The organism is Streptomyces sp. Ncost-T10-10d (assembly GCF_900091955.1).
In the GTDB taxonomy this organism is placed as follows: domain Bacteria; phylum Actinomycetota; class Actinomycetes; order Streptomycetales; family Streptomycetaceae; genus Streptomyces.
The window spans coordinates 1-26481 of the sequence record NZ_FMDF01000006.1 but is presented as its reverse complement, the minus strand read 5'-3'; the positions used below and the strand labels follow the sequence as shown (position 1 = coordinate 26481).

General features: G+C 69.6%; 23 protein-coding genes and 1 pseudogene. 17 read left to right on the top strand and 7 right to left on the bottom strand.

Features of this window, described 5'->3' with window-relative positions; genetic code table 11:
• Positions 1-14: 14 nt before the first annotated feature.
• Together GA0115254_RS00585 and GA0115254_RS00580 are read right to left on the bottom strand one after the other, a co-directional pair.
• A complete protein-coding gene (locus tag GA0115254_RS00585; RefSeq protein ID WP_093893270.1) occupies positions 15-1205 on the bottom strand; it encodes a serine hydrolase domain-containing protein in 1191 nt (396 codons plus the stop codon).
• 85 nt (positions 1206-1290) lie between these two features.
• On the bottom strand, positions 1291-1932 hold the full coding sequence (locus GA0115254_RS00580) for a TetR/AcrR family transcriptional regulator (RefSeq protein WP_093893269.1): 642 nt from the start codon (positions 1930-1932) through the stop codon (positions 1291-1293).
• Between the two features lie 111 nt (positions 1933-2043).
• On the opposite strand from GA0115254_RS00580, the gene GA0115254_RS00575 reads away from it, so the two are divergent.
• The 3 genes and pseudogenes from GA0115254_RS00575 to GA0115254_RS00565 all read left to right on the top strand — a co-directional run.
• Entirely contained in the window at positions 2044-3600 is a 1557-nt protein-coding gene (locus tag GA0115254_RS00575; RefSeq protein ID WP_093893268.1) for an acyl-CoA synthetase, read from the top strand.
• A 13-nt stretch (positions 3601-3613) separates the two neighbouring features.
• Complete coding sequence (locus tag GA0115254_RS00570; RefSeq protein ID WP_093893267.1) at positions 3614-4783, top strand: acyl-CoA dehydrogenase family protein; 1170 nt, start codon at positions 3614-3616, stop codon at positions 4781-4783.
• Between the two features lie 253 nt (positions 4784-5036).
• Positions 5037-6044: pseudogene (locus tag GA0115254_RS00565) on the top strand (MFS transporter); the annotation flags it as partial.
• A 272-nt stretch (positions 6045-6316) separates the two neighbouring features.
• Here the strand turns inward: GA0115254_RS00565 and GA0115254_RS00560 are convergent.
• The 5 genes from GA0115254_RS00560 to GA0115254_RS00540 all read right to left on the bottom strand — a co-directional run bounded on the left by GA0115254_RS00560 (position 6317) and on the right by GA0115254_RS00540 (position 14274).
• Positions 6317-6907 (bottom strand): TetR/AcrR family transcriptional regulator, encoded by a 591-nt coding sequence (locus tag GA0115254_RS00560; protein WP_093893283.1) that lies wholly within the window; start codon positions 6905-6907, stop codon positions 6317-6319.
• 126 nt (positions 6908-7033) lie between these two features.
• Entirely contained in the window at positions 7034-10762 is a 3729-nt protein-coding gene (locus GA0115254_RS00555; protein ID WP_093893266.1) for a S8 family serine peptidase, read from the bottom strand.
• 165 nt (positions 10763-10927) lie between these two features.
• Positions 10928-12100 (bottom strand): Glu/Leu/Phe/Val dehydrogenase dimerization domain-containing protein, encoded by a 1173-nt coding sequence (locus GA0115254_RS00550; protein ID WP_093893265.1) that lies wholly within the window; start codon positions 12098-12100, stop codon positions 10928-10930.
• A 46-nt stretch (positions 12101-12146) separates the two neighbouring features.
• The gene (locus GA0115254_RS00545; RefSeq protein WP_093893264.1) at positions 12147-13772 is read right to left on the bottom strand and encodes a 5-guanidino-2-oxopentanoate decarboxylase; all 1626 of its coding nucleotides are present in this window, start codon (positions 13770-13772) and stop codon (positions 12147-12149) included.
• A gap of 118 nt (positions 13773-13890) precedes the next feature.
• Positions 13891-14274: a hypothetical protein gene (locus GA0115254_RS00540; protein ID WP_093893263.1), complete on the bottom strand. Its 384-nt coding sequence runs from the start codon at positions 14272-14274 to the stop codon at positions 13891-13893.
• A 165-nt stretch (positions 14275-14439) separates the two neighbouring features.
• On the opposite strand from GA0115254_RS00540, the gene GA0115254_RS00535 reads away from it, so the two are divergent.
• The 14 genes from GA0115254_RS00535 to GA0115254_RS00480 all read left to right on the top strand — a co-directional run bounded on the left by GA0115254_RS00535 (position 14440) and on the right by GA0115254_RS00480 (position 26288).
• Positions 14440-14880, top strand: a complete 441-nt coding sequence (locus tag GA0115254_RS00535) for a PPOX class F420-dependent oxidoreductase (RefSeq protein ID WP_093893262.1) — start codon at positions 14440-14442, stop codon at positions 14878-14880.
• Between the two features lie 99 nt (positions 14881-14979).
• Positions 14980-16185 carry an MBL fold metallo-hydrolase gene (locus GA0115254_RS00530; protein ID WP_093893261.1) on the top strand — a complete coding sequence of 402 codons (1206 nt, stop codon included), beginning with the start codon at positions 14980-14982 and terminating at the stop codon, positions 16183-16185.
• Between the two features lie 1038 nt (positions 16186-17223).
• Positions 17224-17472: a cupredoxin domain-containing protein gene (locus GA0115254_RS47315; RefSeq protein WP_370740797.1), complete on the top strand. Its 249-nt coding sequence runs from the start codon at positions 17224-17226 to the stop codon at positions 17470-17472.
• A complete protein-coding gene (locus GA0115254_RS00520) occupies positions 17469-18419 on the top strand; it encodes a metallophosphoesterase family protein (protein WP_218105491.1) in 951 nt (316 codons plus the stop codon). Before GA0115254_RS47315 ends, GA0115254_RS00520 begins: the two co-directional genes overlap by 4 nt.
• Entirely contained in the window at positions 18416-18874 is a 459-nt protein-coding gene (locus tag GA0115254_RS00515) for a hypothetical protein (protein ID WP_176739913.1), read from the top strand. The genes GA0115254_RS00520 and GA0115254_RS00515 overlap by 4 nt, the downstream gene beginning before the upstream one ends.
• Positions 18875-19216: 342 nt before the next feature.
• Positions 19217-20716: an arsenate reductase/protein-tyrosine-phosphatase family protein gene (locus GA0115254_RS00510; RefSeq protein WP_093893260.1), complete on the top strand. Its 1500-nt coding sequence runs from the start codon at positions 19217-19219 to the stop codon at positions 20714-20716.
• A 5-nt stretch (positions 20717-20721) separates the two neighbouring features.
• Positions 20722-21081, top strand: coding sequence for a hypothetical protein (locus GA0115254_RS00505; protein WP_141720732.1), 360 nt, complete (start codon positions 20722-20724; stop codon positions 21079-21081).
• Positions 21081-21641 (top strand): beta/alpha barrel domain-containing protein, encoded by a 561-nt coding sequence (locus tag GA0115254_RS45405; protein ID WP_256102323.1) that lies wholly within the window; start codon positions 21081-21083, stop codon positions 21639-21641. Before GA0115254_RS00505 ends, GA0115254_RS45405 begins: the two co-directional genes overlap by 1 nt.
• Complete coding sequence (locus tag GA0115254_RS00500; protein ID WP_370740798.1) at positions 21536-22690, top strand: hypothetical protein; 1155 nt, start codon at positions 21536-21538, stop codon at positions 22688-22690. The genes GA0115254_RS45405 and GA0115254_RS00500 overlap by 106 nt, the downstream gene beginning before the upstream one ends.
• The gene (locus GA0115254_RS00495; RefSeq protein WP_093893257.1) at positions 22687-23106 is read left to right on the top strand and encodes a hypothetical protein; all 420 of its coding nucleotides are present in this window, start codon (positions 22687-22689) and stop codon (positions 23104-23106) included. Before GA0115254_RS00500 ends, GA0115254_RS00495 begins: the two co-directional genes overlap by 4 nt.
• A complete protein-coding gene (locus GA0115254_RS00490) occupies positions 23103-23513 on the top strand; it encodes a hypothetical protein (protein ID WP_093893256.1) in 411 nt (136 codons plus the stop codon). The genes GA0115254_RS00495 and GA0115254_RS00490 overlap by 4 nt, the downstream gene beginning before the upstream one ends.
• Positions 23510-24730: an acyl-CoA dehydrogenase family protein gene (locus tag GA0115254_RS00485; RefSeq protein WP_093893255.1), complete on the top strand. Its 1221-nt coding sequence runs from the start codon at positions 23510-23512 to the stop codon at positions 24728-24730. Before GA0115254_RS00490 ends, GA0115254_RS00485 begins: the two co-directional genes overlap by 4 nt.
• Positions 24731-25549: 819 nt before the next feature.
• Positions 25550-25714, top strand: a complete 165-nt coding sequence (locus GA0115254_RS44075; RefSeq protein ID WP_176739912.1) for a hypothetical protein — start codon at positions 25550-25552, stop codon at positions 25712-25714.
• Between the two features lie 4 nt (positions 25715-25718).
• Positions 25719-26288 (top strand): DUF6529 family protein, encoded by a 570-nt coding sequence (locus GA0115254_RS00480; RefSeq protein WP_256102322.1) that lies wholly within the window; start codon positions 25719-25721, stop codon positions 26286-26288.
• The last annotated feature ends 193 nt before the right edge of the window (positions 26289-26481 follow it).

Genomic DNA, 26481 nt, shown 5'->3' with positions numbered 1-26481 from the left:
AGGCGGAGCGCCTTTCAGATCCCGGCGCCGAGGTGGGTGCCGATCCGCACGAAGGCCGGGATCAGCGGCGCCGGGGGGACCGAGGGCGACATGACCTGGGAGGCGAAGTGCACAATGACCAGGTCCAGTTTGGGGGAGATGAACAGTCGCTGCCCGTGGATGCCGCTGGCCATGAAGGAATCGTAGGGATCGTTCAGGATCCACCAGAGGTCGTGGTACGAGAGCGTAGCGGGCGAGTCCGGGGGTGCCGCCGGGAAGCGGACCCGCCGGGGATAGCCGTCCGGGGTGCCGGTGGCGATCGTCGTGGCGATGCTTTCGGGCACGATCTGACGGTCACCGACCGCGCCGCCGCATCGGATCATCTCGCCGAGCCGGGCCACGTCACGCAAGGTCGCGCTGAAGCCGCCGCACGCCGCCTCGGTTCCTTCGGAGTCGAGGATGTAGTAGCCGTCCTCCTCCACACCCAGCCGGGACCAGATCACCTCGCCGAGCAGCGCGGATGTGCTCATGCCGGTGACGCGGCGGAGGACTTCTGCGAGGGCCTCGACATTGCCGTTCTCGTAGCGGAATTCAGTGCCGGGCTTGCCGGTGGCCCGGGCGGTGGCGAGGTGTTCGCGGATGCTGGTGGGGCCGTTGTAGCCGTAGGGGCGCAACTGAGGGGCGAGGATGGCGAAGTACCGCTGGGCCTCGATCGCCTTGTCGAAAGGCCGGCCGGCGTAGCTCATCAGGGTGCCCATGTGCAGCAGATCGTCGACCCGTGCCTCTCCGAACGCTGTTCCGGTGAGTTCGGGGACGTATCGGGTGACGAGCGCGTCGCGGTCGAGCAGCCCCTGGTCCGCGAGGATCGCTGCCAGGAGGCCGATGTACGACTTCGCCGCCGAAGCGTTGAAGTGCGGCACGTGGGATTCGTATCCATGCAGGTAGCGCTCATAGACCACGGTGCCGCGGTGCATGACCAGGAAGGCGTCCGTCTGGGCGGCGGCGAAGAGCGCCGGCAGGGTCAGCGACCGGCCGCCCGACGTGGTGAACTCCAGCGCTTCGAGATCGTGCAATGTGCGCGGTACGTCGAGCGGCTGCGTCCTGCCGCGCCATACGCGCCGGCTGGGCACCGTCTCGCGGCCGGACGTGGTGTGTCGGCGGACCCAGGCCGGGTCCGTGAATCCGCGCGCCCAGGTCAGCTCGGTCAGCGAAGGTGTTTCGGTCATGCGCCCACTCCCGTCGGTGCTGCCAACTGAGCATTACCGTACAGCGTGTCCAGAAACGCGGCCAGGCCCGTTCCGGTCGGCAGACCTATGCGCCCGACTCGGCCGCCGGAGGGTCGAAGGCGCCCGGGGCATCGGAAGGGGCGAGTCCGGAGGCCCAGACACGGCCGTACACGGACAGGTCCCGGAGGTGTCCGGTGATCTCTGCGGCGCTGTAACCGGTGTCGTTCTCGACCCACCAGGTCAGCACGCCGATGAGCTCGCCGGTCCAGGCCCGGGCGATGACGTCGAACGGGATGCGCGGTGTGACGCCGAGCTGCGCCGCGCGCTCCCGGAAGACGGACTCGACGCGCTTGCAGATGATCGCGGAGAACTCGCGCAGAGCCCGCCCGTCGCCCTCTCCTCGGAGAATGACCTGGTAGACCCGCCTCTCCTGCTCCGCGTGCCGGAAGATGTAGAGCACCGGAAGGCCGGTGAAGCCTTGTGTCTGCGCCTGTTCGACGGCGGGCAGAAGTCGCTCGCGGTCCTCTGCCAGATCCCGGACGATGCCGAGGAGCAGGTCCTCCTTGTCCCGGTAGTGCGCGTAAAAGGTCGCGCGGGCGACATCGGCGCGCTCGGCGATCTCTTCCACGCTGAGCGCGTGGAATCCCTTCTCCAGGACGAGGTCGACGAGCGCCGCGCGCAGGGCGCGGTGGGTGCGGCGGACACGGCGGTCACCTGCAGTCTTCATGCCCTGGATTATTGCGTCTTCCTTTCGAACCGTTGACCGGCAGGCTGCCGCGCGTTACGTTTCCCGCCATCGAGATCGTTAGCAGACAGACTGTTCAGTTACGGAGTCGTCATGAACCTCGGGCGATATGTACGCAGGACCAGCAGCCACCATCCCGAAGCCGAAGCTGTCGTCTGCGGCAGCACGCGGCTCACCTATGCCGCCCTCGACGAGCACAGCGACCGGCTCGCCACCGCGCTGCGCGCCCTCGGCCTGACGGCCGGAGACTGCGTCGCGACACTGGCGGCCAACCGCGCCGAACTCGTCGTCACCGAAGTGGCCCTGTACAAGGCCGGACTGGTGCGTGCCCCCGTCAACGCACGTCTCGGCGTACAGGAAGTGGCCCACCTGCTGCGCGAGTCGCACGCCCGGGTGCTTCTCGTCGACGCCGCCCACGTGGAGGCGGCCCGGGAGGCCGTGCCGGGCAGCGAGGTGAAGAGCGTGATCGGTTTCGACGGACCGGGCGAGCTCGGCCCCGGCTACGCCGAGGTCCTCGCCGCCACCCGACGCGAGCCGGTCGACATCGACTGCGACGAGGACGACACAGCCGTTCTGCACTTCACCTCAGGCTCCACCGGCAAGCTCAAAGCGGCGACACAGACGTATGGAAACCGTCTCGCCCTGATGCGCAAATCCGTGATGAACGCGCACACCCGGGTCGGCCTCGGGGACAAGCAGATCCTGGCCGGCCCCGTCACCCATGCCTCGGGCATGCCTCTCATGGGCATCTTCTTCGCCGGTGGGTGCGCCGTCGTCATGGAGCGCTGGGACGCCGAAGCCTTTCTCGCCACCGTCGAACGGGAGCGCGCGACGCATGCGTTCGTCGTACCGACCATGATCAATACGGTGCTCGCACTGCCTGACCGGGGTGCCTACGACGTCTCCAGCCTGCGCCAGCTCATGTACGGTGCCGCACCGATGTCACCGGCGCGGATCCGAGAGGCGTGGCAGCTGTTCGGCCCCGTGCTCTCCCAGGGATATGGCTGCGGGGAGATCACCTCCGGCGTGCTGTTCCTGTCGACCGACGACCACCGGCGCGCGATCGAGGGCCAGGACGAGGAGCTGCTGCTGTCCTGCGGCCGCCCCCTCACCGAGGCCGAGATCAGGATCGTCGACGACTCCGGTGCCCAGGTCGCCGACGGCGAGATCGGTGAGATCGCCGTCCGGGGCCCCGACGTCGTACCCGGATACTTCAACGAACCCCGCCTGACCGCCGAGACCTTCCACGACGGCTGGTTCCGTACCGGCGACCTCGCGCGGCGCCGTGGCGACGGCTACATCTTCATCGTCGACCGCAAGAAGGACATGATCATCTCCGGCGGTTTCAACATCTACGCCGTCGAGGTCGAATCCGCCCTGCATCAGCACCCCGACGTGTTCGAGGCGGCTGTCGTCGGGATCCCGGACTCGGAATGGGGCGAAGCCGTCAAAGCCGTCGTCGTCCTGCGCGACGGCGCGGAGCTTCAGGAGAGCGAGCTCATCGACTTCTGCGCGTCCCGGCTCGCCCGCATGAAGAAGCCCCGCTCCATCGACTTCACCGACGCTCTTCCCCACAACCCCAACGGCAAGATCGACCGCCGTGCCATCCGCGAACGCTACTGGACCGGCGCCGAACGCCGCGTGCACTGAACGGACATCGCTCATGACCTTCACCCTCGAACCGTCGTACGACGACAACCCCCGTCTGCAGGAGCTCGTCGAAAGGCTCCGCACCTACCTCCGCGACGAGTTGATCCCCTTCGAACAGGAACGGGGAATTACTCCCGAGACCAAGGTCGACCGGCCCGTCCTCGAACAGGTGTGGAAGCGAAGCCGTGAACTCGGTTTCTACGGCATCAACCTGCCGCCGGAGTACGGCGGGCAGGGCCTGTCGCTGGTCGAACTGTGCGCACTCAAGGAGGAGCTGACCGCCTCGGGTGCCGCCCTGTCCCACTCGGTCCTCGGCGACATGGGCGGCCCGCTGCGTGCCGGAGCGATCCTCCACCATGCCACCGAACACCAGCTGCAGCGCTACCTCCTGCCCGTGATCCGCGCCGAGCGCGCCTGCTGCTTCTCCATCACCGAGGACGACGCGGGCTCCGACGTCCGGCGCATGACCACCACCGCGACCCCGGACGGCGACCACTACGTCCTCAATGGACGCAAGGTGTTCAGCTCCGCCGCCCCCTTCGCGGACTTCGCCGTCGTCGTCGTCGCAATGGCCGGCACCGAGGAGTCGTACAGCGCCTTCCTCGTCGACCTCGACACCCCGGGCTGTCAGGTGCTGGACGGCGAAATCCCCATGTCCGGCCAGCAGATGGAGGGCGACCTCCTGTTCGAGAACTGCAGGATCCCCGCCGAGAACCTCCTCGGCGAGATCGGACAGGGACTGCGGATCGGCATCGGACGCATCACCCTCAACCGTCTGCTGCACTGTCCTTCCCTGATCGGCGCCGCCCGCCGCGCCAGGGACCTGTCGGTCGACCACTCCAAGAACCGGGTCGTCTTCGGCCGCCCACTGCTCGCCCTCCAGGCCATCCAGCACAAGCTCGCCGAGATGGCCACCGACATCTACGCCGCCCGTTCCATGGTGATGACCACCGCGGCCAGGGCCGACGGGGGAGCAGGCATCGGTGTCGAGGCGAACATGTGCAAGCTGTTCACCTCCGAGTCCTGCTTCCGTGTCGCCGACCAGGCCGTACAGATCCATGGCAAGACCGGACTGACCCGCGGTCACGAGGTCGAGCAGATCTTCCGCACGCTGCGCATGTTCCGCATCGTCACCGGCACCACCGAGATCCACAAGAACGCCATCGCCACATCGCTCGTGTGACCCGGCGGGCCGGGAGCTCCCGGCCCGGCCCGCCCACCGGCTCACCACACACCCACGAGCACGGCACAGGCTCGTGCGGCCCCTCGACACACCAGCTGGGCCCATCTGCACCCCCGCACCCGCGCGGGAGTCACCCGTGGTCACCCGCCCCACCGAGCCCGTCACCGGCCGCGCAGCGCCGCACCCGAGCGTGCCCGAACCCCGCTACAACCCCCGCCGCGCCTGGCTGATCACTGCCCTGATCGTGGCCTTCATGGTCATCAACTACGCGGACAAGTCCGTCCTGGGTCTGGCCGCTGTCCCGATCATGGACGAACTCGACATCAGCAACGGCACCTACGGTCTGATCTCCAGCTCGTTCTATCTCCTGTTCAGTCTCTCCGGGCTGCTCGTCGGCTTCACCGCGTCCCGCATATCGAGCCGGATGCTCCTGCTCACCCTGACCATCGTGTGGGCCGTCGCCCAGCTGCCGGTCCTTTTCGTGGCCGCCGTGCCCACGCTCATCGCCGGCCGCGTGCTGCTGGGAGCCGCCGAAGGGCCCGCGGCCCCGATGTCCATGCACGCCCTCTACAAGTGGTTTCCCACCACCAGACGAGGACTGCCCTCCGCGCTCCAGATCAGCGGCGCTGCTCTCGGCACCCTCATATCGGCGCCCCTGCTCACCTGGCTCATCAGCGACTTCGGCTGGCGCTCGGCGTACGCGGTACTCGCGGTGACCTGTGTCGTCTGGAGCCTGACCTGGCTCAGGCTCGGACACGACGGCCCCTTCGGGCAGGACGGCTCCTTCGGACCTGCCCCCGAACCCGCGGCCGCCGCGATCCCGCCGTCGGGCGGTCGCCTGCCCTACCGCAGACTCCTGCTGAACGGGACCGTACTCGGCTCCATAGCCAGTGCTTTCGGCGCGGCCTGGGCCCTCTCCCTCAGCCAGGCCTGGCTCCCCGTCTATCTGAGAACACAGCTGGAGATGACGCCCGCCCGCGCTGCCACCACCATCAGCGTCATCTCCGCCTTCAGCCTCGTCCTCCTGCTGACCCTCTCCCCGCTCGTCGACGCACTGAAATCGCGCGGGGTGTCCAGCCGCTGGTCCAGCGGTGTCCTGCAGGGCACCGCCGTGGTCGTCGCAGGTGCCGCGATGGCCGTCTTCCCCTTCGTCGATGCGTCCGGTCCGCGCCTCGTGCTGATCGGGGTGGCCTTCGGCGGGCACGCCATCGCCATCCCCCTGCACTACATGACCACCGCGGAAGTCGTGCCCCCGCGTCAACGAGGAGCACTGTTCGGCATCGTCGCGGCCACCGGCACGCTGCCCGGCCTCGTCGCACCCTTCCTCACGGGCCGCATCATCGACACCGCAGGCTCGGAATCGGCCGGCTATCTCGTGGCCTTCCTCATAGCCGCCGCGGTCATGCTCACCGCCGGGGCCTTCGCCATCGCCGCCATCCGGCCCGAACGCGACGCCGTACGGCTCGGCATCCATCCCCCACCCGGACCGCCGGGAAGCCGGCACGCCGGGGTGACGCCAGGGGGAGACGCGTTTCAGGCCGTCAGTGCCGCACGGTCGATGCCGAGTTCGCGGGCGAGAGCCTCGTCGGTCCAGGCCAGCATCGTGGCCCGGGAGAGCGGACCCGCGTACGACGTCATCTGTACGGCCAGACCGTCCAGCAGGGCGGTCAGCCGCCAGGCCACGGACATCGGGTCGTCGCAGTGGAACTCACCGGCGGCGGCGCCCTCTTCGATGACCTCGGCCAGCTCCGCCTTCCACTGCTGGTCGAGATCGCCGGCCACATTGCGCAGCGCCGGATCGCGCAGCGAGGCCGCCCAGCCCTCGATCCACAGCCGCCAGCCCTTGGCCTGGCCCGTCGGGGCGTACCAGCGGACAGCGGCGCGCAGCCGCCGTACCGCACTGGTGCGGCGGCTGAGCAGCTTGCGCAGATGGGCGAGGTCGGCCTCGGCGGCATGCGCGAAGGCGGCCGCGACCAGCTTCTCCTTGGTCGAGAAGTGGTAGAGCACGAGCGCGTTGCTCACACCGAGCACGGCGGCCACGTCGGCGATCCGTACCGCAGCGACCCCTCGCACCTCGATCTGTTCGACGGCAGCGCGCAGGAGTTCCTCGCGCCGTTCCGCCACGCTCAACCGCACTCTTGCCACGGCGTCACCCTAACGAATGCGCGGGGCCCGGGCAGGCGGGGGGGGCGGAGCCGGGTACGGCCCCGCCCCCTGTTCATCCGACGCCCGGGGCGCCGGCCTGCACCGTCAGCACCAGATGTCGGCGCAGCCGGAGTTGTACGCGTCGATCAGGGTCTCCGTCAGAGAAGCACCGGAGGTGTCCGTGACGGTGGACCTCAGATCGACCTTGGCGGTCCCGAGGGCCGGCACGGTGACCTTCCAGCGGCCGTCCGCCCCGCGCGCCGCCGCGGCCTGCTTCCAGTCGGTGCCGTCAGTTGCGTACCAGACCTTCAGCGAGGCGATGGGAAGCGCCTTGTGGCTGCCTTGCGCGGAGAGACCGACCGTGTAGTCGAGCGGCTTCGCGGGGTCGGCCGCGTTCTCGCCGGTGAGCGGCAGCCGATAGTCGAGGTCCAGCAGCCGGGCCGGTGCGGCCGAGTACTCGTGCCCGGAGCGCAGACGCCACTCGCTGGTGATCCTGGTCCCGAGCATCCAGGTCACCGGATCCGGTGACGTACGCGAGGCATCGACGGTCAGCCGGTACCAGCTCTCCTTGCGTGGCAGGTCGAACGTGGCGCGTCCCGGTGCGGCATTGCGGGCCAGCACCTTCCCGCTGTCGTCCGCCAGGACCGTGCTCCCGCTGTCCGCACCCGGTGCCGTCTCGGCCCGGTGCCCGGCCGCGTCGGAGAACACCGGGAGCGCCACCTTCAGCTTGTCGCCCTCCCTGACGACCTGGGCGGCACCGGCCTGCTTGCCGAGCGCCGGGTTGAAGGGGGCGGACATCCAGTCGTCCCGGTAGTCGCCGTCCTTGCGGTACACGGTGGGTGCGCTGACCAGCGTGCCCAACGGGTAGACCGAGTCCCCGACGTCGTACTGGTAGTGGAAGGTCGCCGTCGTCCATGCCACGTCCGGGGAGAAGTACAGCGTCTGCTCCGACGGCGGACGGTAGCGGGTGACCTGCTGGTAGAGCGTCAGCCCGTGCCAGGTGGTCCAGGCGTACATGCCCTTGGGGTCGGACGGGTAGCCATGGGTGCGCTCTGTCGTGCGCACCTCGGCCAGCCCGGACCGCCGGTCGAACCAGTCGGCCCCGGCCGGGACCCGGCCGTCGACCGAGTGGTGCAGATAGTAGGCATCCGCTCCGGTGCTGACGCCGTCGAGTGTCAGGGTCAGCGGCCCCTCGGCGAGCCGGTCCCGCAGGGCGGGCACGCCGGCCTCGTCCAGCCGGAGCACCGGCGTCGGCCGGTAGACGGAGAGCCCGTAGCCGACGTACATGATGGCGGCCGTGCCCGCGTCGGTCAGTTTCTGGTAGAGCGCGTTGTTGAACGCGGTCTGGCTGGTCGCCGGTGTCCACAGCACGATCTTGCCCTTGAGGTCCATCGACGCCGGGTCGGTGTCCGCACCGGTGCCGATGTCGACGACCTCGCCGGTCGCGGTGCCCAGCCAGCTGTAGATGCTGTACTGCGACAGCAGCAGTTTCAGCGCGTTCGCCGAGGAGCCGGGCTCGTGCGCGTCGACCTCCCGCTGCTGCCAGCTCAGCCCGCCGAAGAATGTCAGCCCGTCCAGCGCCGCCCCGGTCGTGGGCACGGCCTCGACGCGGTACTGGCCGGCGGAACTCGGCGCGATCAGACCGCTGTCCACGGCACCGGAACCGGTGTCGATCCGTGAGGCGATGCCGGTGGCCGACTGGAGGGCCACCCGGGCGGACCCGTCGTCCACCCCGATCCGTACCGGCTTCGCCTCCTTGGTGTCCAACGCGACCGACGTGTCCTTGTCCACCGTCACCCGCCGGGCGAAGTGGATCGCCGTGGTGCCGACGACGGTGTTGCCCACCTTGTCGTACTCCCAGGTGTGCCCGAGGGCGCGGTAGCTGCCGCGCGGCAGCGTCACCTTCTTCGGCGTGGTGCCTGTCAGCCCGACAACCTGGGACGCGCCGGTCTTCTCGTTCTGCAGAACCACACCCGTCGAGGTGGCCTCGCTGCCCTCACGCGGCGCGGGTCCGGTCAGGGTGAGGGTGTACGTCTCCGGATCGGCCTGGATCGAGACGGGTACGTTCGCCCGTCCGCCTCCCGGCCAGGTCGCCGTCACGGCCCCGCCGTACGTCGTGCCCGCCTCGACCTGCGAGGGTTCGAGCGTGACCTCCGAGACGGCGGAGGAACGCGCCGGCACGGTCAGCGTCCGCGCGTCGAGGCGTACCGCCGAGCCCTGCCCCGCGGAGAGCCTCAGCCTCACCGGCTTGTCGGTGGTGTTCGTCCACGTCAGCTCGCGGCTCTGCGGCTCGGCGGAGGCGTTCGGGTACGTGGTGCGGGCGGCCAGCGTGGCGGGTTGGGCGAGCACCGCGGTGGCCAGTGCGGCCGGTACGTCGGTGAGACCCGAACCTGTGTCGGAGACCATCGCGCCGTCCACAGGCGCGGCGCTGCCGATCAGTGCCGCCTTCAGCCGGGCGCCGGACCAGTCGGGGTGCCGCTGCGCCAGCAGGGCCGCGGCGCCCGCCACATGCGGGCTCGCCATCGATGTACCGGAGAGCGAGGCGTACCGCTCGGTGACGGCGGCGTCGTCGAGTGTGCCGACGGCACGCGCGGCGACGATGTCGCTGCCGGGGGCGGAGATCTCCGGCTTGACGGCGGGCCGGCCCTGACGCGGTCCGCGTGAGGAGAACGCCGACATCTCGCCGGACTTGGTGACCGAGCCGACCGTCAGAGCGGCGTCGGCGGCCCCGGGTGCGCTGATCGTCCGGTCGCCGCTGTTGCCCGCGGCGATCACGAAGAGCGTGCCGTGCTCGGCGGAGAGCTTGTCGACGGCGGCCGACAACGGGTCGGTGCCGTCGGACGCCACGGTCGAGCCGAGGCTCATGTTGACGACCTTGGCGTCCTGGTCGACGGCCCACTGCATGCCCGCCAGGATCCAGGAGTCGTAGCCGTAGCCGTCGTTGTCGAGCACCTTGCCCTCGACGAGTTCCGCACCCGGTGCGACACCCGCGTACCGGCCTTCGGAGGCGGCCCCGGAACCGGCGATGATCGAGGACACATGGGTGCCATGGCCCTGCATGTCCTGCACGTCGCCGTCTCTGGTGAAGTCCTGCGAGGCGACGACGGCGCTCTTCAGATCGGGGTGGTCCCGGTCGTAGCCGGTGTCGAGAACGGCAACTCTGGTGCCCTTCCCGGTGATCCCGGCACGATGCGCCCGGTCGGCGCCGATCTGCGGTACGGACCTGTCGAGCGTGGCCCGCACCCTGCCGTCGAGCCAGACCTTGCCGATGCCCTCGGTGCGGGCCTGCGATTGCGTGCCGAGCTGCTTCCAGACGGTGTCGGCCGACTTCTTCGGCACATCCAGCGCGGTGGTCCGCGTGGCCGGGAAGGCCGCGGCGACCCGTGCGCCCTTCGGGGCGTCCGGGCTCCCGGACGACCCTGCGTCACCACCGACGAGGATGCGCAGCGAGTCCGTATCGGCATCCGCGTAGCCCGAGGCGACGAGTTCGGTCACATCGAACAGCCGCTGGTCCACACGGCCCCGGGAGATCTGGCCCATGGCGTCGATCGGTACCGCGTATTCGTGGCCCCCGGCCCGGAAGCGGGTGAAGCCCATGCCCTCGCGGCCGGTGCCCGGCACGATCGCGCTGATCTGTACGCCGTTCCCACGGCCGGAGTACGTCACCACGTCGCCGGTCAGCAGGGTGACGGTGCTGCTCCCGCCGGCTGTTCCCGGGGATGTGGACGGGGCGGCGAAGGCGGGTGTGTTGTCGGCAGCTGCGGGCAGTGTTCCACCGGCAAGGGCGGCGGCAAGCGCGGTGGCGCAGACCGCCGCCCATCTGGTCCGTCTCATTCTCACCTCGTGAACTCGTGAGTTTTCAGGGGGTGGTGAGGTGAGAGTGTCAGGAGCATGGCGAATTGGAGCTGGGTCGGGGCTGGCGGGAAGCTGCCATGGCAGCAATCCGCCGTACCCGTCGACGCTCGACCGGAACGGCCTTGATGCGGTGCGCAGTTGGCCTCAGCGGTACCAGCCGAAGCGTTCCGCCATCACCGGCAGCCGGTCCGCGACGATGGCGTGGGCGGCGGCCCGCGGGGTGCAGTCGTCGGCCTCGGCGCGGGCCAGCATCAGGTCGATCAGGGCCCGCATCGAGCGGCGGGTGTGTCCGAACGCCTCGTCGGCGTCGGCACCGATGTCACCGAAAAGCGTCCACCACCACCAGGCGTTCGTACCGGAGTTGACGACCACATCCGGCAACACCGTGATCCCGCGCGCCGCGAGCAGTGCCTCCGCCTCCGCAATTACCGGCATATTCGCCGCTTCTACGACCCAACGGGCCTGTATCCGCTCCTGGTTGGCGGTATCGATCGCGTACGAAACGGCTGCCGGCACCAGTATCTCGGCCTCCTGCTCCAGCCATGCGTCCGCGGGCAGCTCCTGGTCCCCGTCGCGGAGCGCGCCGCGGTCCACCGTTCCGTACCCGTCCCTGGCTGCCAGCAGCGCCTCGACATCCAGGCCGGCCGGATTGGCGATCGTGCCCTTGACGTCGGCCACGGCCACCACCGTCAGTCCGGCCCGCGCCAGGAACCGCGCTGTCGCCCCGCCCATGGTGCCGAGCCCCTGGACGGAGACTCTGGCCTCCCGGTAGGGGACGCCCGCCCGGTCCAGCGCCGCGAGCGCCGACTCGGCGACACCGCAGCCGCCGACCAGCTCGTCGAGCCCGATGCCGTCCACCTCGACGGCGAACGCGTCGGCAAGACGCTGCCGGGCGGCCGTCTCGTCGTCGAGCAGGGGATAGACGGCCTGGATCGAGGAGACGAGCCCGGCCTCGGCCGCCGCCCGGTCCACGATGTCCTGGGTGAGCCCCAGGTCCTCGCCCGTCGTCCACACGTTCTCGATGTACGGGCGCACGGCCCGCAGATAGCGCACCAGAACGCCGTAGGCCTCCGGGTCGCGCGGGTCGCAGTCGATGCCGCCCTTCGCTCCGCCGAGCGGTATGTAGCGGGCCCCCGTGTCATCGGCGTTGAAGTGGAGGGCCTCCTTCATCGTCATGCCGCGGGCCAGCCCCGCGACCTCGTCGAGCGTGCAGCCGGCCCGCATCCGCAGCCCACCACTGGACACGCCGCGTACCAGCCGGTCGACGACCAGGTGCCCCTGGCGGCCGGTGATGTGGTCGGTCCAGGTGAGCGAGATCGAGGGGGGCGGACGGGGGCGGTGGGGCGGGACATCGCAGGTGTCGTCATCGGGGAGTCTCCTCGGTCACAGTGATCACGGTGGGCCCAGGGGTGTTCAGGGCCAGGGACAGGGCGCGGGCGAGCGCCTCAGGGGTGTCGGCGCGGGTGCCGTGGCCGCCGTACGCCCGCGCCAGCGCGGGCAGGTCGACGGACGGCAGATCGACGCCCGTGGGAGTGTCGCCGCGCGCAGTCATTTCGTCGCGGATCTCCCCGTAGCCCCCGTTGTCGAACACCACGACGGGCAGCGGCAGTTGCAGCTGGGCCGCCGTGGCGAGCTCCTGCACGGAGAACTGCAGCCCGCCGTCCCCGCTGAGGGCCACGACCTGCCGGTGCGGGTACGCGGTCTTCGCGCCGATCGCCGCGGGCAGCGCGTAGCCGAGGGTGCCGAAGCCGGTCGGGTGCAGATAGCGCCCGCGCGGGCCGACGGGCAGGTGGGGCAGGGCGCCGTAGTAGCAGCACTGCGCACTGTCCGAGGTCCAGATCGCGTCGGCGTCCAGCACGGCCCGTGCGGCCTGCAGATACGGCACCCAGCGGGCGTCGCGCTCCGCGGTCTCGGCGTCCCGCGCGGCGCGCAGCGCCCGTACCGCGGCGGCACCGTCCCGCGCGCCCGGGTCCCCGGTGGCCTCCTCCTCCAGTGCCTCCCGCAGCGCCTCCAGCGTGGGGCGCGCCGCGCCGACCAGCGGCAGATCGGCGGGCAGTCCCCCGTACATCCGGGCGGGGTCGATGTCGACCCGGATCAGCGTGCCGCCCAGCGGCGGCGGCGCGGACCACAGATCGGACTCGGCCAGCTCGGTGCCGACCGCGAGCACCGCATCGCAGTCGGCCAGCCACTTCTGTACGGACGGGCTGTGCAGCGACACCCCGAGCGACAGTGGATGCGTCTCGTCGACGATCCCCTTGCCGTTGGCGGTGGTGACGACCGGGGCGGCCAGCGCCTCGGCGAGCGCCCGGCACCCGGCGGACGCGGACCGAGCCCCTCCGCCGAGGACCACGGCGGGCCGCCGGGCCGAGCGCAGCACCCGGGCCGCGTCCCGGAGCGAGGGCCCGGACGGGGCCGGGGCGGACAACGGCGGCGCGAGCCGCACCGGTCCCGCGGGCTGCGCCGTCTCCAGCAGATCCAGTGGTACCTCGATATGGACCGGGCGCGGACGGCGGGTACGGAACAGGGTGAACGCACGCGCCACCGCCGAGCCGATCTCCTCGACCGTCGACACCTGGTGGCTGAACGCCGCGACCGCGCGCAGTGCCTCGGTCTGGCTGCGCATCTCGTGCAGCAGACCGGTCGGCTGCCGGGGGTGGCGCAACGGCATCCCCGGCGACACGACCAGCAGCGGCACGCTGTCCGAATATGCCTGGCCGACCGCTGCCGTGATGTTGAGCAGGGCCGGGCCGGTGGTGGTGATCGCCACCCCGGGCCGATCGGTGACCCGTGCGTATGCATCCGCCGCGTATCCCGCGCCCTGTTCGTGCCGGGGCGTGACATGCGTGATGCCGTACGGGGCCAGATGCCGATAGATCTCCAGGTTGTGCGTTCCGGGAATCCCGAACGCCGTGGTGACCCCATGAGCCGCCAGGGCCCGGACGACGGCTTCACCGCCGGTCACGGGCTCGCTCTTCGACTGTTCGGGCACGCCGGCTCCCTCCACTGACAGGGTGATTTACTGAATCGCCGGTCAGTATCGGGAGGCGGAGGCACCCCTGTCAATGCAGCCGTTGCTGAATCGTCGTTCAGCGGCCGGACCGCATCGGTCAGCGGCCTGCGGGGCGCTCCACCACACACCGGTCCTTGAACCCCTGGCTGGTCGGACCGAGAGCGGAATGGGTACGGGAGCGCATGTTCTCCACCGCGACCACGGTCGTGAGGCGGTGGTTCTCCCAGCAGCCGAAGTCCATGCTCCAGCCGCAGCCGACGGTGGCCGCGGACCTCATGCCGGTCAGCGCCTCGAGCCGCGGGTCCAGCTTCTTCCGGCGGACCGCCGCCCACTCGAAGCGGAGTCCCGCCCACAGCGCCTCGGCGTGGTGGGCGGTGGCCCGCACGGGATCGATGACCTTGCCGTACGTACGGTTCGAGTGCCACGGCACGGGGCGGAAGAGGAGGATACGGGACGGGTCGAGCGCGATGGGGGCGGACATGGCCGGTCTCCTTCGGTTCGGCTCGGATGCCGTTCGGCGGTGCCGCGGGGAGACGCCGTCGGCGGGCTGCGTTCACGGGTGTGACGGACGGGGATCCCCGGGATGCGGGACGGGAGTACGGCCGAATGCGGAATCCAGTGGGGGGGCACGAACGTTGGATTCGGCATGACGGGATTCGATGCACAGCAGGAAGCGCTGCTCGGGCTGCTCGGTGAGGAGAACGGCGGCGTACTCGTGACGCTCAAGCGGGACGGCAGGCCCCAGCTGTCCAATGTCAATCACTGCTACTACCCCGACGAGCGCATCGTCCGCGTCTCGATCACCGAGGGCCGGGCGAAGACGAAGAACCTCCGCCGTGACCCGCGGGCGAGCTACCACGTCACCAGCGCCGACCGCTGGTCGTGGACGGTCGTGGACGGCACGGCCGAACTGACCCCCGTCGCCGCCGATCCGTACGACGCGACGGTGGAGGAGCTGATCACGCTCTACCGCGACGTCCAGGGCGAACACCCCGACTGGGACGACTACCGCAATGCGATGGTCCGGGACCGCCGCGTCGTGCTGCGGCTGCGCATCGAGCACGCGTACGGGCAGCCGCGTGACTGAGGGAGCCCGGACCGGCGGTCAGCCCGTCGGCCGTTCTGCACTCGCCCTGTCGTACCCCCCGCCCATAATGAGACGACACCGACTCCCTCAGGAGATGCTGTGACCGGCGCTGACCCCTTGCCTCCGCTCCGCACCCGGCTGCGTTCGCTGCGCCCCGCCGCATTCGGCGCAGATCCGGGCGGTGCCCGCATGGAGCGCATCCGCCGCTCGCCCAACTTCGCCGACGGCGTCTTCCAGAACCCGGTGGGGGCACGGACCAGGCCGTCCGGATCCACCCTGGAGTTCGCGAAGGTCTATTTCCGTAAGGAGGAGCGGGCGCGCAGGGCGCCGGTCGGCACCATGCCCGTCCACGCCACCACCTACGCCGACCTCGCCGAGCCGCCCGCCACCGGGCTGCGGCTCACCTGGATGGGCCATTCCAGTGTGCTCGCCGAGATCGATGGCCGGCGGGTGCTCTTCGACCCGGTGTGGGGCGAGCGCTGTTCGCCCTTCGCCTTTGCCGGGCCCAAGCGGCTGCACCCCGTGCCGCTGCCGCTCGCCGCGCTCGGACCCGTCGACGCGGTGGTGATCTCCCACGACCATTACGACCACCTCGATCTGCCGACGATCCGCGCCCTCGCGGGCACGGACACGGTCTTCGCCGTCCCGCTCGGCGTCGGCGCCCATCTGGAGCGGTGGGGTGTGTCCGCCGACCGGACACGCGAACTGGACTGGAACGAAACCACGCGGATCGCCGGGATCAGCCTCACTGCCACCCCGGCCCGGCACTTCTGCGGCCGCGGTCTGCGCAACCAGCAGCACACGCTCTGGGCGTCCTGGGCCGTCGCGGGGCCCGAGCACCGGATCTACCACAGCGGTGACACCGGCTATTTCCCCGGCTTCAAGGACATCGGCGCCGGGCACGGCCCGTTCGACGCGACGATGATCCAGATCGGCGCGTACTCCGAGTACTGGCCCGACATCCACATGACACCGGCCGAGGGCATGCGGGCCCATCTGGATCTCCAGGGCGGCAAGCCGCTCGGCGCGATGCTCCCGATCCACTGGGCCACCTTCAATCTCGCCCCGCACGCGTGGGCGGAGCCCGGCGAGTGGACCAAGGACGCTGCTGAGGAAGCCGGGCAAGCGGCCGCATTTCCGCGACCGGGCGAACCCTTCGAGCCCGCGGGAACGCTTCCCGCCGATCCTTGGTGGCGGGCCGTGGCTGCCCCTATCGCACACCCCTGGCGCAGCAGCGAGGCAACGGACGTTGCTCAGGGTCAGGACAATCGCGATCGCGATCTGGATCTCGCAGGTGAGCGGTGAATAGGGGCAGGGATGAAAGCCTGAACGCAATGACGCATTCGCCAAGTTGACGACGGCCGAACAAAAGCAGGCGATCCCGGCGCTCGACGGCACCCCTCGACGGGGGAGGGCTGTCCAAGTCGAGACGCGGATCGTCAAGTCCTGAAACCGAGGCCCCACCCTTCCGGCCAAAACGGCGGGGTGGGGCTTCCGTATTTCTCACTTGGTTTTTGACCTGCGCGGCGTGGGCGCGGGGTTGTTGACTTCTTCGTCCGTCGTTGTGCGGGGCCCGGTCTGCCGGCTGTGTGCACGCCACGCCAACGCGCTACTGGCTTGTTCAGCGGCACCACCCGGTCCCAAACCCGATGTGAGCCGCCGAGTCCTCGGATCACATGACCGAGGGTGCGTCGGATCGACAGGCGATCGCGGCTCCGGCACGCATGACGCCACTGGTGCGGGCGTCGGCTGACGGTGCAGCAGGTCTTCGGTCGGGTCGAAGTGCAGTCTTTTCCGCCTTCGCCTGCGGTCCCTTACGGACACCGCAGAAACTCCCCCGACTCCAGGCGTACTGCTACCCGCCGCCGCAGTGAAACAACCAAGACTTCGCTGTGGGATTCGTTTTGCTGAATGGAATCCACTGTTCACCCACTTAAAGTAACCCACCGGGTTACGCCCTTTCGAATACCCCCGGGTGGCGTAACCCGGTCGCCTGTCTGCCTGAAACAGGCCGATCCCGGATCGGTCTTGGATCACACCCGCCCGTGTGGCGAGGAATGCGTAGAAGGAACGATGACCATGAATGCGAACTCCTCTGTGCTGGTCCGGCGGTCGCGTATGTGCCTGGCCGCTGTCGCTGTTGCCGGAGCACTGGGACTGCTCAGTGCGTGCGGCGGATCATCACAAACCAAACCATCGGGCGCACTGAGTCCCGGCACTGGCCAGACCCTGCCTGGAACGCCCGGTGTCTCCGGAACGGGCGGTACGGTCACCCCACCACCAAGCACGCCCTCGACCTCACCTACCGCCGGCCAATCGTCCGCTCCGGCGGCCGCCAACGCGGTGACGATCAAGAACTTTGCCTTCTCCCCGGCGAAACTGACGGTCAAGGCGGGCACGAAGGTGACCTGGACCAACACCGACCCCGACACTCACACCGTCACCAGCAAACAAGGATCGGGCGGCCCGCTGAAGTCGGCAGGCCTGGCCACCAACGACACCTACAGTTACACCTTCACCAAACCCGGCACCTACGCCTACTACTGCACCATCCACCCGTTCATGACGGCCACCGTGGAGGTGACCCCATGACCGAACCCACACACGACTCCAACGGCGACGGCGAGCACGGCATGTCCCGCCGTCAGCTCATGCGGCACTCCGCCTGGTTCGGTGGCGCCGTCATCCTGACAGTCACCGGGGGAGAGGTGATCAGCCATATCCCCGGTTCGACGGACCCCACCCCGGCGGGCAGCGCAGACCTGCGATTCGTGCAGGTCTCCGACAGTCACATCGGCTTCCATGGCCCGCCCAACATGAATGTCACCGGAACGTTCACAGCAGCGCTCACCCAGATCAACTCACTTGGATTCCGCCCCGACTTCGTCATGCACAGCGGCGATCTGACACACCTTTCCACCCCCGCCCAATTCGACCAGGTCAAGCAGATGCTGTCGCAGCTGCGCACCGACCGGATCTTCACCGTGCCGGGTGAGCACGACTCGATCGGAGACAACGGACGCGCATACCGACAAACCTTCGCCAAGAACACCCTCGGCGACGGCTGGTACAGCTTCGACACCCATGGTGTGCACTTCATCGCGCTGGTCAACACTCTGCACCTTGAGCGACTCGGCCACCTGGGCAGCGATCAGATCGACTTCGTCCGCAAGGACATCGCCGGCCTGTCGTCGGACACCCCAATCGTCGTCTTCAGTCACATCCCGTTGTTCGCGATGTATCCGAAGTGGGGCTGGGGCACCGACGATGCCGTGCAGGTGCTGTCGATGCTGCGCCGTTTCTCCTCGGTCACGTGCCTCAACGGGCACGTCCACCAGCTGTTCACCAAGACCGAGGGCAACATCACCTTCCACTCGGCCGCCCCCACCTGCTACCCGTTTCCCAAACCTGGCCACGGCCCAGGCCCCATTCCGCAGGTGCTACCCGCCGGACGCCTCAAGGACGCACTCGGCATCCGTACCGTCAACTACCGGCAGGGCAGCCACGCACTGGCGGTCAAGGACGAGAAACTCACATGACCCCCCGGAGCCTGCCCGCTCTCGCACTGCGCTTGGTGCTTGCCGCCACGCTCGCGGCAAGCGGATACATCCACGCCCAGCTCTACATCGACGGATACCGCTTCATCCACGTCATCGGCCCGTTGTTCCTGCTGCAGGCCGCCGCCGCCTTCGCAGTTGCCGCCCTTCTCCTGTTGGCGGCACCCCTGCTACTCCGAATCGCCGCCGCCGCGATCGCCATTGGCGCGCTCGCCGGGTTCGCCACATCCCGCACCATCGGGTTGTTCGGGTTCACCGAACGCGGCCTGCAGCCTGCCCCGCAGGCGCTGCTCAGCCTCATCGCCGAGATGCTCACCCTGCTGATTGTCGTGGCCTGGCAGGCGTTCGACGTCCGGCGTCACCGTCGCACCCGGCCGCACCACGACGAGACCAGCCGAGTGCGGCCCGACCTCCGCACCATGGCACCGGACAGATGAACCGGACACCGACGCGCCTCCCACACAGCGGGCACCACCCGGCGCGGCGGCCCGCCCGCCGGTCGACAAGTGGCAGGCCGGCCATCGAAGAGGGAGCATGGACAGGAAGCGTGCGCTTCATGCGTCGGCCGCTTGTCCGCGCGAAACGCAAAAAATTTTCAGAGGGCGCACCGGACTGAGTTACTGGGCTCGAATTTCTTGCGCGGGCCACGGTATGCGCGCGGTCTTGGGATGACGTGATTTTGTTACCCCACCCCTTGAGGCTTGAGTGCCGTCTGCCGCACTTCGCCACTCCACCTGTAGGGATATCCCGAACATTTCGATCAGAAATGGGGCCTGCGCATGGGATGGCTCACCTTCGGTTACTTCGTAGCGTATGTTCCGTACGCCATGCTGGTGAAGGCACTGGCCAGCGGAGTGACCCCGCTGTCGGGGAAGCCGGTCAGCGGCTTTGAGTTGCTGCCCGCAGCCGTCCTGGGACAGCTTGTGGTGATGCCTGTGTTCGTAGCCCTGTCGGGTTGGTGGCGGCATATGCGCCGGCGTGGGATCGGGGGGCGTCGGATTCCAGTGGCGGGTCGGGAAACGTTGGCAGCCGGATTCTTCGCCTCACTTATTATCGGCACTACCACGATGAACTACACCTTTTCCGGCGTCTCGATCCTCTTCATGCTGTTGTTGATGCGCGGGGGAGTTCTGGTTGTTTCCCCGTTGGTCGACAAGGCGCGTGGGCGGCGGGTGATGGCATCTTCCTGGGTGGGGTTGTGCCTCAGCCTGATCGCGGTTTCCGTGGCACTCGGCGATGTGAACAGCTACCACCTCACGCTTGCCGCCGTGCTGAGCGTCCTGATCTATCTCGTCGGCTACATGGGCCGGTTCGAAATCATGAGCCGCGTGGCCAAGTCGGGGGTTCTCGCAACAGACCGCCGCTTCTTCGTGGAGGAGCATGTTGCCGCACCGGTTTGGCTGGCTCTGCTGCTGGCGGCAGGGGCACTGGCCGGGCAAGCGCAGTTGCGTGCGGGCTTCACCACATTCCTCGGTACCCCTGTCGCGTTGGCGGCGGCGGGCATAGGCGTGGCGTACGAGGTGCTGTTCGTCTTCGCTTCGTTGATCTACCTGGACCGGCGCGAGTACACCTGGGGCGTGCCGGCATGGGCGTTCGCCAGCCTGATGTCCGGTCTGGCCGCCTCCTTCTCGCTGGCGTGGGTGGCCGGGCTCCAAGCTCCGGGGGCCGCTCAGCTCCTCGCGCTCGTCTTCGGCGTCGGCGCGGCGGCGGCGCTGTCCTACCCGTCGGCCGTCGCCTGGTGGCGGGTACGCGCCACCGGGGCGGTGTGCCGCGTGCTGTTCGTCTGCGGCGGGAACACCTCCCGTTCGCCGATGGCCGAGGTCATCGCGTGGGCCCAGGCCGCGGAGGCGGGAGTCGCGGACGCCTTCCGGTTCTCCAGCGCGGGTGTTGCGACGACGCGGCCCGGGGACCCGATGGCTCCCGACGCCCGGTCCGCGCTCGCTGAGCTCGGACTGGACCGATTGCCAGGTCCAGGCAATCCCTGGCTTCACCGAGCACGCCCGGTCACCCCTGAGCTCTGCCGGGACAGCTCCGTCATCTACTGCATGACCCGGGCCCATCGCCACGGGGTGATCGCCCTGGCACCCGAGGCCGAGGGCCGCACCCTGTGTCTGGATCCGCGCCGTGACATCCCCAATCCGGAGGGGCAGTCCCCGGAGGTGTACGGCCGGTGCGCCAGGCACATCCAGCGGTCCGTCCGCGTCCGCCTGGGCGAACTCCTTCGCTCCGACCTCCTCGCGGCGCACCGTCGAGCCGCAGCACCCGGATGTGGCAGGTGATCGCGGTGATCGGCAGCATTCCGGAGGCGTTGGTGGACGCCCTGTGCGAGGCGTTCGAGAGCGGTGATCGACCCATGCCTGATGACGCCGACCGGCCGCCGTCGCTGGACGACGTCGGCGAACGCCGTGCCCGCGCCGCCAGGTCGGGAGCGCTGTCGGCCAAGCGGGAGGCCGCCGCGGACACCGCCGCCGCACGGGCCCACTTCCGCGACAACCTGCGCTTCTACGGGCCGCCGACCGCCGGCTACGCGGATGTCCTGCGCCTGCTGCTCGGCATCGACTCCGACCGTCCCACCACCCCGGCTGTCGATCGGTTCGTCCTGCCGCGGGCCTCTGCGGAGGCGTATATCCAATGGAGCGGCTGATGAGTGGGTGCGATGCCGCCGTCACGCGGCGGGCTCACATGGTCGCGGTGGTCACTCAGCCTGAGGATCTCACCGCGCCTCGTCTGCGCGGCCTCGCAGGGGTGGCCGACGCGCTGGAGGTGCGTGCCGACCTGGTCGGCGACCCCGATCCGCACCGGCTGCGCCGCCACTTCACCGGGCCGGTGACCTACAGCCTGCGCTCCCCGCGCCACGGCGGTCGCTCGGCTGCCGGCCCGGTCGAACGCCGCACCCGGCTCCTCCGCGCGGCGGGCCACTATGACATGGTCGATCTGGAGGCCGTGGACGACCTGGTCCCGGAACTGCTGGCGGGCATCCCCGCCCGGCAGCGGCGCGTCTCCTGGCACCAGCCCGAACTCGCACGCCCCGAGCGGAGCGCCGACCGGGGGCCGGCGTGCTGGAGGCATCCGCGGAACTGCGGGAGCGGTTCGCCGCGATGGTCACCACACCTGCGCTGCTGTACCTCCTCGTGCCGCAGTCGGGAATCCAGTACGGGTCGGCCTCGCCGCTGCTGCTCACCGGGCTCGGGCGCTCCGACGTGACGGCGTTCGCGTCCGGTCCGGCCGGCACCTGGACCCGGGTGCTGGCGCCGTGGCTGGGCGCGCCCCTTGCCTTCGGCCGGGCCGGTGCCCCGGGGGCGGACGGAATGCCGAGCGTGGGCCAACTCCTGACTGACTACGGACTGCCCGCTCTGCCACCGCTCAGCGCCCTGTTCGGCATTGCCGGCCATGCCTCGGGACGCTCGCTGTCACCCCGGCTGCACAATGCGGCGTTGCGGGAGCTGCGGCTGCCCGCGCTCTACCTGCCCTTCCAGGTGGACACGTTCCCACGCTTCTGGCGCTGGGCCAACGGCTTCGGGGCGCTGGCCCGGCTGCCGCTACGCGGGCTGACCGTGACCGCTCCCCACAAGCAGAGCGCGGTCGAAGTGGCCGACATCGTCGGCCCGCAGGCGCTGCGGTGCGGCGCGGCCAACGTTCTGTGGCTCGACGCCGGGCGCTGGCGGGCGGCCACCACCGACGCCGCCGCTGTCCTGCGTATCCTTGCCCGGGCCGGGGTCGATCCCAGCGGCCACAGGGCCGCGGTCATCGGCTGCGGCAGCACCGGGCAGGCCGTCGCGCTGGCCCTGCTCCAGGCCGGAGCCCGGGTGACCCTGGTCAACCGGGGGCATGCGCGCGGCCGGGAAGCCTCCTCGCGCCTCGGGGTTCCCTACGTACCGCTCTCCCGGTTCTCCCCGGCAGGACACGCTGTGCTCGTCCACGCCACGCCCCTGGCGGAAAGGCAACCGTTCCCGGTTGCCGCCGTCGACAGGGGCGCGGCGGTGTTGGAAATGGTCTACCGCGATCCTCCGACCGCGCTCATGAGCGCCACCCGCGCCCGCGGACTGATCGGCATCGACGGCTGGGACGTCCTGCGCGTCGAGGTGAGTGAACAGTTCCAGCTGTTGACAGGCCATCCGTTCCCGGATGAGCTGCCACTGCGCTCCCTCTGCTTCAGCCAGGTCGAGTGCGCCGACGCCCACGACCTCACGGAGCCGGGGGAATCGCCCCCGGCGCAGTCCCCGATACAACCCACGAGCGGAGCGACGCCATGACGACCCGTTCGGCCTCCCCCGCCGGACCGGCCGCACCGCGGCCGCCGGACACCCCCGACGTCTCGGCGTTGCTGGGCGACTGGGTCAACACCGACCGGGGCAGTGCGAAGGGCGCCCTACGGCTGAAGGTGACGTGGCACGAGAAGGGCCTGTTCGTCAGGGCTTTCGGTATCGGCAGCCCGCAGCCGCGCGACTGGGGTGAGGTGTCGGCGGTCGTGTACACCGCGCCAGGAACCCCATCGGCCGCCTGGTCGTTCTCGGCGATCTACCACTTCGGCTCGCTGCGCACTGTCCTGTGCGCCTACCACAAGACGGGCATCCTGGTGGCCACCACGAGCAGTGTCTTCAGCGATGGCGGCGGGGGCGCCGACCATTGGGCCCGCTCCTTCTTCCACAGAGCGGAGGGGCGGACATGACGGCACGGACGGTCGATGCGGCGCCGCTGGCCGGTGGCTGGGTCAACTTCGACACCACCGCCACAGGTATCCACCTGGTCGATGCCGCAGTCGACGGCAGCCGGCTCATGCTGCGGATCACCGAGCGCGGCGACCCGGACCCGTCACAAGAGACGCTCGTACCGACGGCGCCCGTCACCGGCGCCACCCTGCCCGCCGTCCCGCTGGCCGACGACATGGACACCCCCGAGGCCGTGGCCTTCCTCGCCGAAGGCCCTCTCGGCTCCCGCCAGGTCATCCTCTGCGGCTATCTCAACCGCGGCCTGCTGACCATCGATGTCCATACCGTCCATACCGTCGATCCGCAGATACCGAACGTGATGTACCGCGCCCACTTCTACCGTTCGGAAGGGGCCGTCTCCCTATGACCGACGACCTGGGCCACGGTCCGGCCCGCGATCCGGTGGCCGGGGGCGACCGGGTCGTTCTCGACGCCGTGGCGAAGCTGGCCGCGGACAACTTCGCCCCCCGCGCCGAGGAATACGACCGCAGGGCCGTCTTCCCCGCCGAGGACTTCGATGATCTGTTCTCCGGCGGGTTCCTGGCCGCCCCTGTGCCGCGGGAGCACGGCGGCCTGGGCTACGGCCCCCAGCAGCGCAACACCCTGCCCCTGTGGGAGATGACCACCACGCTGGCCAAGGCCGATCTGTCACTGGCCCGCTGCTGGGAGGGGCACGCCAACGCGCTCGTCCTCATCGACGCCCTGGCCGGCCCGGAGCAGAAGCGACACTGGTTCACCGGAGTGGTCGAACACGGAGAGAAATGGGCCGCCTGGAGTGGCGAACCCCAGGCCCCCAAGCCGGGCGAGAGCGGTCGCTTCGGCACCATGCTGACACCCGTCCGCAGCGGCTGGACCCTCCGCGGCAGCAAGGCGTTCGCCACCAGCGCCACCGGAGCCCAGTGGGCGATTCTGCTCGTCGATCCGGCCGGCCCCGGCGGAGCCCGGCACAGCCGAGAGGCCCACGGAAAGCTCCTGCTGCTCGCCTGCGACCTGTCCGACCCGACTGTGACTGTGGACAGTTCGTGGTGGGACCCGATCGGCATGCGTGCGACGGTCAGCCACGTGGTGCGGTTCCACGACACCTTCGTACCGCGCGAGCATCTCATCGGCCGCCCCGGCGGCTACTTCGAAGGGCACTGGCAGACCGCTTTCATCCCGCACTACGCTGCAAGCTTCCTCGGTGGTGCTCTGGCCGCGAACGAATACGGGCTCGGGTATCTGATGCGGCAGGGCAAGGGCGGTGATCCCCATGTGCAGCGGCGGGTGGGCAGTATGGCGGTCAACATCGACACCGCCCGCCTCTGGTTGCGCTACGTCGCCGGTCTGTGGGACGAAGGCAGGGTCGAGGAGGCACGGATCGCCGGCAGCAGGGCCTGGCATGTGATCGAGCATCTGGCGGAAGAGACGGTGCACCACGTCATCCGCGCGTGCGGTGCCCGCAGCCTGATCCGCCCGAGCCCCGTGGAGCGGATCCTGCGCGACCTGACCTTCTATGAGCTCCATGACAACGACGACGACGTCCTGGCTACCATCGGGCAGGCCGTACTCGGCGAGCAGCACGACCCGTCGTTCCACAGACCATGACTCCGAACCCTCAAGCCAGGTAAGGGAATACGTCATCGCAGGGAACCTATCGGCGACGATGCACGGACATGCGAGACCAGCGGCCCACGCGTGCTCGGGCGTGCAGCCGTCGCGCGGGGCACGTATGGCTCGCGACGGCCTGCGCGCCGGTCGGCAGTCTGCGGGCGATGAGCATGGCCGCGTCCGCAGGAGCGTCCGGCGCCGTACTTGAAGGTGCCCGGTCGTCCACGCCGGGGGCCCGCTTCGAACGCGGCTGCCTCCCCGTCCTGTCAAAACCGGGCACGTCCCGGTTTCCAGGTGACGACACATGAAAGATGGGACGCGACGCAGAGATCCGCCTGGTCCCACACGGCTGGACCTCACTTGGATTCACGTTTGTCGCAGCCTTGATGACTGCACATCGCCACAGGCGAGGGCCATCTCCGCTGCGGGCTCCAGCCCGCACAACGCGCTTCGATCACCGTCGTGCACCTGCGAAGGGCCGCACTTCGGCGATGTCCGCCCGCTCGCCCTCGTCGTCCCGGCCGGTGCCGTAGGCGGTCCGAAGACTCGGGCACCTATGGCTCCACGAACACGGCCACTCCTTCACCTGGGTCGGCATGTCGCTCTCATCGGCCGTCCGGTCCAATCGCTCTCCTTGATCCGCGTACCTGCTGGCGCGCCGACTGGACCCGGACGGGACTCTTCGGACGTACTGGCGAGATCGGCCCGCAATGCCTGGAGAACCTGTTGAGAAACCCTCGCCTCGCGACCGCCGCTGACGCCATGCGTGCCACGGTGCGCAACGGTTGCTCCGGCGTCAGAAGGACGACGATCGGCGTGAGCCCGCAGCCCGCACCGGCGGCGGTCGCATCCGCCCGCACCGATCCTCGCCTTGTCTCCGGGCCGTCGGTCCGCACCACCGGCACTCCCAGCGCCGCGCTCGGCACCACGTGGTGTGCCGTCCAGCTCCAGGGCGGCAATACCGAGAGCGGGGGCGGCTGATCACGTGGACGGCCTCGCTCCCCCTGCCAACCACCGACGGCTCCACGGCGCCCTGTGGATGCTCCTGCCCGTGGCGGTCACGGTCGGCCTGTACTGGTACGGCCGGGTACACACCCCCGCCTACGAGAACAGCCTCTTCGGGCAGCGCGGCGATGACGCCAGACTGCTCAAAGCCCAACTCGGCTCCGCACTGCTGGGCCTGGCGCTGATTCAGCTACTTCTCGCCCTCTGGATGTACGGCCGCCTGCCCGTACTGCGAACCGCCGCACCGCACCGGGTCAACACGACGCACCGCCTCATCGGTCTGACCGCCTTCCTCCTCTCCCTCCCCATCGCTCAGCACTGCATCACCACTTACGGCGTCCAGCTGACCGACACCCGCGTGGCGGTGCACTCGCTCACCGGCTGCTTCCTCTACGGGGCCTTCGTCGCCAAGGTCATCGTGGTCCGCCACCGCCACTGGCCCAGCTGGGCACTCCCTCTGGCTGGAGGCACCCTCGTCACCGCGATCGCCCTGATCTGGTACGCCGCCGCCCTCTGGTACCTGAACGGCTTCCAGGCACCCGGCCTGTGAGCAGAGCGCGAGAGGTCTCTCCCGGCGGCCAACGGCGGCCCCGGCCGGACCGACAACATCGCGGTGAGCGACACACTGCCCAGTGACACCCTGTCCTCGGGCGGTGCCTCCCCGTTCGGGCGAGGTCAGGCAAGGCTGGGGGCAGGAAGTCAGCCCTGCCCGTTGTTCTCGTGTGTTTGTAAGCACTTGTTCT

Bases quoted from the DNA above. Each gene is read 5' to 3' on its own strand.
- GA0115254_RS00585 (WP_093893270.1), bottom strand. From the start codon at position 1,205: ATGACCGAAACACCTTCGCTGACCGAGCTGACCTGGGCGCGCGGATTC.
- GA0115254_RS00580 (WP_093893269.1), bottom strand. From the start codon at position 1,932: ATGAAGACTGCAGGTGACCGCCGTGTCCGCCGCACCCACCGCGCCCTG.
- GA0115254_RS00575 (WP_093893268.1), top strand. From the start codon at position 2,044: ATGAACCTCGGGCGATATGTACGCAGGACCAGCAGCCACCATCCCGAA.
- GA0115254_RS00570 (WP_093893267.1), top strand. From the start codon at position 3,614: ATGACCTTCACCCTCGAACCGTCGTACGACGACAACCCCCGTCTGCAG.
- GA0115254_RS00555 (WP_093893266.1), bottom strand. From the start codon at position 10,762: ATGAGACGGACCAGATGGGCGGCGGTCTGCGCCACCGCGCTTGCCGCC.
- GA0115254_RS00540 (WP_093893263.1), bottom strand. From the start codon at position 14,274: ATGTCCGCCCCCATCGCGCTCGACCCGTCCCGTATCCTCCTCTTCCGC.
- GA0115254_RS00535 (WP_093893262.1), top strand. From the start codon at position 14,440: ATGACGGGATTCGATGCACAGCAGGAAGCGCTGCTCGGGCTGCTCGGT.
- GA0115254_RS00520 (WP_218105491.1), top strand. From the start codon at position 17,469: ATGACCGAACCCACACACGACTCCAACGGCGACGGCGAGCACGGCATG.
- GA0115254_RS00515 (WP_176739913.1), top strand. From the start codon at position 18,416: ATGACCCCCCGGAGCCTGCCCGCTCTCGCACTGCGCTTGGTGCTTGCC.
- GA0115254_RS00510 (WP_093893260.1), top strand. From the start codon at position 19,217: ATGGGATGGCTCACCTTCGGTTACTTCGTAGCGTATGTTCCGTACGCC.
- GA0115254_RS45405 (WP_256102323.1), top strand. From the start codon at position 21,081: ATGAGTGGGTGCGATGCCGCCGTCACGCGGCGGGCTCACATGGTCGCG.
- GA0115254_RS00500 (WP_370740798.1), top strand. From the start codon at position 21,536: ATGGTCACCACACCTGCGCTGCTGTACCTCCTCGTGCCGCAGTCGGGA.
- GA0115254_RS00495 (WP_093893257.1), top strand. From the start codon at position 22,687: ATGACGACCCGTTCGGCCTCCCCCGCCGGACCGGCCGCACCGCGGCCG.
- GA0115254_RS00490 (WP_093893256.1), top strand. From the start codon at position 23,103: ATGACGGCACGGACGGTCGATGCGGCGCCGCTGGCCGGTGGCTGGGTC.
- GA0115254_RS00485 (WP_093893255.1), top strand. From the start codon at position 23,510: ATGACCGACGACCTGGGCCACGGTCCGGCCCGCGATCCGGTGGCCGGG.